Here is a 7,245-nt window from a genome sequence, read left to right as displayed (position 1 = left end):
ACATGCTACACTCCCCGCTCAGTTTCCTTCGCGGATAAGTTGACTGATGATAGGGTATTGAATGTGATAAATCCCTACTGCTTTGCCAAAACAGATTTTCTAAATGCCCTTATGGGCGCACTACCTCTCTAGGATGGACTATACTCGCATTTAAGCTGCCGATATGGCAAATATTAATTGATACTGGCTGGTTCTTAGTATCAAGAGATACAACTATGAAATGCTCACGATCTGCATCAGCAAGGAACTCCTTTAATAATTTATATCCATCTTCTGGTGACCGCACTGATCGTTCTTTATAGAGCAGACTTGATTCCTTTACCAATTTCAATGAAACAATGTTTACTCGTTTGGCTGGCTTTTGCTTATCCTCTTTTACCATATCAACTAGTGGTAACTGGAGCTGGATTGTATTACTGTAGTTTGTCATATTAAATTCCTCCTGAAATAGAAATAGCCCTAATTCCTGAAAGGAATTAGAGCAAATTGTAAATGATTATTATCTACTATTATAATATATATACGAACTTTTGTTTGATTCGTTTTTCAAGTATCTATTATTTCTATAATAGGTTGAACCTAAAGAGATAGGTATTGTCGGATTTTTGAGATTGTTGAAATGCTGTTCTATTTATTTTCACTTCCAAATATTTCTCCAAATTGATCCTCTACAGAACCTTTACCATACTCAATTTTATGAATTAGCCCAGCAATCATTTTCTTCAATTGAGTAACATTAGTTGCTAAATAACCATCCATTTGAGCTTTCGATAACTCATACACTCTACGATCCTCTAATTGCTGAAGTTTATTTTTTATCTCTAGCAATTCATGACTATATCTTCCTGTTACATCAACAATTTTTTCAGCCATTTCAGTTCTCCCCTACAATAATAAATATTTATTTTAATTTACTTAATACTTCATTTAGGTTTTCTAATTCTTCTTTTGATAGAGTTACACCTTTGCCTACTTTTTCATGATTAGGAGCCCACTCACGGATATCATACTTAGGATCTCTACCATTCCAACTGATTAAGTTAAGTTCTTTTGTCCAGCCTTTTGGTGACTCTGACAAGACAGCAATGTGTTCTGTGATTTCGAATTTGATTTCTGCCACGAAAATTTAGCCTCCTTGTAAGGTTTATCTTACAACATATTACTATTAACAACTAATTACCTATTATACTTCTTAAAATTCTCCGCTTGCTCAAAAATCTCTTTAAAAATCTCGTCTTTGGGAACAGGCGGATATCCATTTTCAGCAAGAGTTAATATCAAATCTACTTTCAACTCAGCCTTAATATCATCTCGATGGGCCCAGTCTGTGTACCTAGCTTTATCAGCAATGATCCCTTTGATCTCCTGCGAGAGTTTTATCAGTTTATCGTGTGAGTATTCAAATTCATATTTCTCGGCAATTGCTTTGAGAATATCGTAGAATGCTTTTTCTTCAAAATCTATTCCTAAATCTTTAAATGAATTACGCTCTTTTACTAGTTCAGCAAACAAGTCAGCGAATTGGTCGGCCACATCATCCAACACATCGCTTTGCATGGCTTGAAAGTCTTTTCTTTCATTATAATGATCGACTAACTTCTTTAATCTCTTTGAAAAGTCTACGCCCTGTATTCTATTGGTCTTCTTAAATTCCTCTATAGCCTTCGATAGAAGCTTTTGTAGAAGCTTAATCTTAGTGTTTGGCAATTTTATTTTATCTATTTTAGCCATATACTCATCACTGAAAATATCTGCATTATTTTTCGGGTCATTTTTATCGAGCTTGAAAACTTCTTCGACCCCTTCACTAATTAATGCTTCTTGGATCATCAATCTTACTTTCTCATTCATTTGAGCAGTATCTGGTGCTGTTCCTACCGTTAATTTATGAATGATTGACTTGATGGCAAAATAAAAATGAATGTAGTCTCTTTCCGTTTGGCTTATGTCTTCGCTAGACAAACATAAATTATACGCAGAGCGGAGCTTCTTAACTATTGCCATAAACCGTTTTTCTATTTGCTCAGTTTGCTGTGCAAATTCTGCTGCTTGGTTTAAGCACTGTAATTGTTGTAAAGAGGTTCCCTTAAAGTAAGGAGTGCTGTCGAATTTGTAAAAGATTTTCGCCAGTAAATCCAATTGGTCTTTAACAATGACAACCGCTTTATCGGTACCGTCAAAGTTGTCTCCATCCACGAATCCATACTTTTTTAATGCTACATTCATATTACTTTTGATACCAATGTAATCTACGACCAAGCCCATTTCTTTACCTTCATACACCCGATTTACACGTGAAATTGTTTGGATCAAGGAATGTTGCTGAATCGGTTTGTCAATGTATATGGTATCTAAGAAGGGTACGTCAAATCCGGTCAGCCACATATCAACAACTATCGCAATCTTAAAATTAGATTTAACGTTTTTATATTGTCTATCTAATTCTTTACGGTACTCTTTAGTACCCAATAAATCATATAATTCTTTCTTATCATCTTTATGACGGGTCATAACCATCTTAATCTTTTCAATCGGCTTTATTTCTTGCCTTTCTTTTTCCGTCAGTTCTTCGCCTTCATCACATTCTCTAATTTCTGCCCATTGTGGACGTAAAGCGTTGATTTGCTTGTACAGTTCGTAAGCAATTTGACGACTGGAGGCTACAAACATGACTTTACCCTTTACAGTTGCACGCTCTTCAATCCGCTTTTCATAATGTTCTATAAAGTCCTCAGCGACTAATTTTAAGCGCTTGGGATCACCAATAATAACTTCCATTTGTGTTACAGCTCTTTTACTTTCATCAATCTGATATTCGTTTGTTCCAGCTGTTTCACATACTTTATAATACTCTTCAATCTCTTTTAGTTTGGTATTATTCAAGTTTACTTTGGCGGCCCTACCCTCATACACGATCCTTACTGTTATTTCGTCGTAAACTGATTCGATCATGGTATAAGAATCTTCAACCTCTCCAAAGACATCCATAGTCGCATCTATTGGAGTTCCGGTGAAACCTACAAAAGTAGCATTTGGCAATGAATCGCGTAAATGTTTAGCAAAGCCATATGTTTTTTCTACACCATCTTTTGTAATTTTAATTTTTTGGTCGAGATTGATTTGCGAACGGTGTGCTTCATCTGAAATACAAATCACATTGGTTCTTTCGGTAAGCAAATCGATATCTTCATTAAATTTATGGATGGTGGTTAAGAATACCCCACCGCTTTTTCTGCTTTGCAATAAAGTTTTTAATTCAGTACGGCTGCCTACACTTATGACTTGTTCGTCACCAATAAAGTCTTTAGCGTTAGTGAATTGCGCTGATAGCTGATCATCTAAATCTGTTCGGTCTGTTATTAACACAATCGTTGGACTTTGAAAGTGAATATTTCGCATCAAAAGCCTAGTTAGATAAAGCATCGTAAAACTTTTACCGCAGCCAGTAGCTCCAAAATAAGTACCACCTTTACCAGAACCATGTGGTCTCATATTTCGTTTAATGCTATCTAATAACTTTGTAGCAGCATAATATTGCGGATAACGAGGAACAATCTTTTCTTCTTTGGCACTTGTATCAGGGAAATAGATAAAGTGGCGAACAACATCGAGCAATCGCTTCTGATTAAACAATCCCTTAACCATTGTAAAAAGAGAATCAATTCCGTCTTTTTCAAATGGTTCGTTTCCTTCAATTTTGCGCCACGCATAATAGAAATCATATGGAGCAAATAACGAACCCGATTTGTTATTTACACCATCACTAATCACACAAAAAGCATTATATTTAAAAAGTTCAGGGATATCTCTCCGGTAGCGCATGGTAAGCTGAGTGTAGGCATCATTAATGGTTGTGTTTTCTTTGATAGCACTCTTAAACTCGATCACTACTAACGGTAATCCGTTCACATAGACAATAGCATCAGGAATACGGTTTTCATATCCTTGTATCTCCAATTGGTTGACTATTTTAAAGAGGTTGTTATCGATTTCTTCAAAATCAAGCAATTGAATAAATAAATCCTTTTTACTACGGTCTTCACGTTTAAGAACAAAACCATCAGAAATCATTTTCATAATGGCTTTGTTGCTTTCATACAAAGTAGAAGAAGGCAAGACTTCCATCTGACGGATGATACTTTCTATTTCATTGGTTGTTATATCATCATTTGAATATCGGTTAAGTAAAAAATTCTTGATATCCCCCCGAAGGAGGACATCAATCATTTCCTTATGAATATGCATACCGCTTTGGTGCTGATAGTATTCAGCTTCGAATAATTCGATAACAGCTTGCTCTAAGGATGCTTCTGTGAATTTCATAGGCTATCCTCCAATGTAGGAAGTTTGGACAATAACGAAGTCCTTAGTTCGTGTATTTTGAGGTTCATATTTTTACGAGTTACTATATTTCCATTTAAACAACTACTTATTTCATGATACTTTTCTATAACTTCTAATGGCGGTGTAATAATAAATTGCTCACCTAATGTTTTAATTGTAATTGCATTTTGTGTTGAACCGATAGTAATTTCACTCAATATGTCTGTAAAATTATCACTTTGAAAAAAATCATACAAATAATAATTACTACCGTGTTCTTTAAAATTTTTAAACCAAATAACATTTCCATCTTTAAAATAAAACTCTTCCTCTTGAACAAGGTAACTTACACCAAGTGTGCCGACTGCCGTCATTAATATGTCACCACAAATAGGTTTGCCTGATTTTTCAATTATTTCCTTGTATCTTTCTTCTGATATATAGAGTGTATCCTCAATTGGAGTTCCTTCTTTTTTTAGTGAAATCTCTCCACCACGGTAAAATGGAATACCTTCATTTTTATACTCTGACTCAAAAATTCTTTTACTTGATGAAATTTCACAAAACGTCGATAGAGGAATAACTTCCCATCCTTTAGGAATTTCCTTATCCAATTCTTTATTAAACTCCATATCTCCACCATTTGATTTGTATAACTTTCCGTTTGCATCAGGAAACTCAAAATCAACAAACCATTGTTTATAAATAGCCTGTGTAATTTCTTCTAAATTTTTTATTAAGTCGTTGTTTAGGTTTATTCTATCAACTAAAATGTTGTATTCTTTTACAATTTGTTTTTGCTTGGTAATGGATGGTACAGGGAGAGTTGTGTTGCACATTTCATCCCAGCCAAATATTTCTCTTGCACTACCATGACTCATAAATCTAGCATATCGATCAAACTCAGGTCTTCTGAACCACATCATTAAATATTCAGGTAGTAGTTGATTCTCATCAATTACTTCAAAACTCGTATATGCCTGAGAAATCATGGCTATTTCATAATCATCAAGTAAAGCTACAGAAATTTTATCCCCATTTCTTGATGTGACAGGACCATAAGCAAATTGGCCCTTTTTTATTAATTTATAGGTAGACATGTTTGTACCAATTGTATTGGCTATTGATGGTATAAATATTTTTTGTATACTTACTCCGAGCAATTTTACATCTTCCAAATTTGTATTCCGGATATTTACTTCTTTAATAAAATCCCCCAATCGCTTATAGTTTGATTTCATATCCAAGCCCCTTAAAAACACTCAGCAAATCTCTTTTCGAACTTTCTTCATCCTTTAATAGCTGAGCAAGTTCTGTTTGTAGTAATGTCATTTTTTCTTCAAAATCAATATCTTCATCACGGTTTATGAACTCAATGTACTTACTAGGAACTAAAGAGAAGTCTTTTTTTGCAACCTCTTCAGTAGTTGCACTATAACAAAACTCGGCTATGTTTTGATAGGTCGTTTCGTAATCATTTTGTTGCCAATTATGATACATAGTTGATACTTTCTCAATATCCTCTTCAGAAAACTGTGTATATTTTTTCTCAAATGGAATGCCCATTTGTCTTAGGTCCATAAACAAAATTTCATTGGTACGGTTGCGGTATTTTTTTAACTTACCGTTTTGTTCTATAGTTCGTGCCTTTTTATTTTTGTTTAGTATCCAAAGAGTAACGCTGATGTCAGTAGTATAAAATAGATTCCTCGGTAGCACTAAGATAGCTTCAACTAAATTGTTTTCTATCAGCTTTCTCCGTATTTTGTATTCATCGCCACCACCACTCAAAGCACCGTTCGCCAATAAAAATCCAGCCACACCGTTTTCAGATAGTTTGGAAACAATGTTTAAAATCCAAGCATAATTGGCATTACCTGTCGGTGGTACATCATAACCTGCCCAACGAGGATCGTCTGTTAGTTCATTTTCAGCTCTCCATTGTTTTTGGTTAAACGGAGGGTTTGCCATGATGAAGTCGGCCTTCAAATCTTTATGCTGGTCTTTTGTAAAAGTATTCTCTGCCATATCGCCAAGGTTCGCAGAAATACCCCTTATAGCAAGATTCATCTTAGCCAGCTTGTACGTAGTAGTTGTGTATTCTTGTCCATAAATAGAGATGTCTTTTGTATTTCCGTGGTGTGCTTCAATGAATTTTACGGACTGAACAAACATACCACCAGATCCACAAGCAGGATCATAGATTTTTCCTTTGTATGGTTCAATCATTTCTGTAATCAGGTTTACAATGCTTTTAGGTGTATAGAACTCACCTTTTCCTTTTCCTTCTGCTAAAGCGAACTTGCTAAGGAAATATTCATATACTCGACCAACAACGTCTTGCTGTTTGTCTTTAAGTGTATCTATGTTATTAATTGTATCGATTAAAGAGGATAGTTTACTTACATCAAGACCTAATCGTGAATAATAGTTATCTGGTAAGGCACCCTTAAGAGAGGGATTGTTTTTCTCTACAGTAAAAAGTGCGGTGTCAATTTTTAAAGCAATATCTTCTTGCTTTGCATTTTCAACCAAATAGCTCCAACGAGAAATTTCAGGCAAATAAAACACATTTTTCATGGTGTAGAATTCAACCATTTCTATGTACTTTTCTTTGCCCTCAGATATTAATTCTGCTTTTCGTTCTTCGAATTTATCACTGACAAACTTTAAAAATATAAGACCCAATACAACGTGCTTATACTCTGATGCTTCAACCGATCCACGAAGCTTATTGGCAGAATCCCAAAGTGTTTCTTCGATACTGATTTCCTTTGTTTGTTTCTTCTTAGCCATTTATTTACTCTCCTCTAATGCTGCATTTATCTTAATGATCAATCTAAGATATTACTATTGAGTATATTGTACCAAATTTTTTACAATTAAGTGGATTGAATAAAAAGATTGGTTTGTCCGAATAAA

Annotated in this window: 5 protein-coding genes and 1 pseudogene; all 6 read right to left on the bottom strand. The window is 34.6% G+C overall.

Annotated features, from left to right (window positions below):
• Positions 1–115: 115 nt before the first annotated feature.
• Positions 116–382: pseudogene (locus tag M3610_RS23345) on the bottom strand (JAB domain-containing protein); the annotation flags it as partial.
• A 245-nt stretch (positions 383–627) separates the two neighbouring features.
• Entirely contained in the window at positions 628–873 is a 246-nt protein-coding gene (locus M3610_RS23340) for a hypothetical protein (RefSeq protein WP_251463013.1), read from the bottom strand.
• A 28-nt stretch (positions 874–901) separates the two neighbouring features.
• Positions 902–1,120: a YdbC family protein gene (locus M3610_RS23335; RefSeq protein ID WP_251463011.1), complete on the bottom strand. Its 219-nt coding sequence runs from the start codon at positions 1,118–1,120 to the stop codon at positions 902–904.
• Between the two features lie 56 nt (positions 1,121–1,176).
• Complete coding sequence (locus M3610_RS23330; protein WP_251463009.1) at positions 1,177–4,323, bottom strand: type I restriction endonuclease subunit R; 3,147 nt, start codon at positions 4,321–4,323, stop codon at positions 1,177–1,179.
• Positions 4,320–5,564, bottom strand: a complete 1,245-nt coding sequence (locus tag M3610_RS23325; protein WP_251463008.1) for a restriction endonuclease subunit S — start codon at positions 5,562–5,564, stop codon at positions 4,320–4,322. Before M3610_RS23325 ends, M3610_RS23330 begins: the two co-directional genes overlap by 4 nt.
• The gene (locus M3610_RS23320) at positions 5,548–7,119 is read right to left on the bottom strand and encodes a type I restriction-modification system subunit M (protein ID WP_251463005.1); all 1,572 of its coding nucleotides are present in this window, start codon (positions 7,117–7,119) and stop codon (positions 5,548–5,550) included. Before M3610_RS23320 ends, M3610_RS23325 begins: the two co-directional genes overlap by 17 nt.
• Between the last annotated feature and the right edge of the window lie 126 nt (positions 7,120–7,245).

It is taken from the genome of Neobacillus sp. MER 74 (assembly GCF_023714155.1).
Note: the sequence above shows the minus strand (reverse complement) of the source record. Positions and strands in the feature narration are given on the sequence as shown.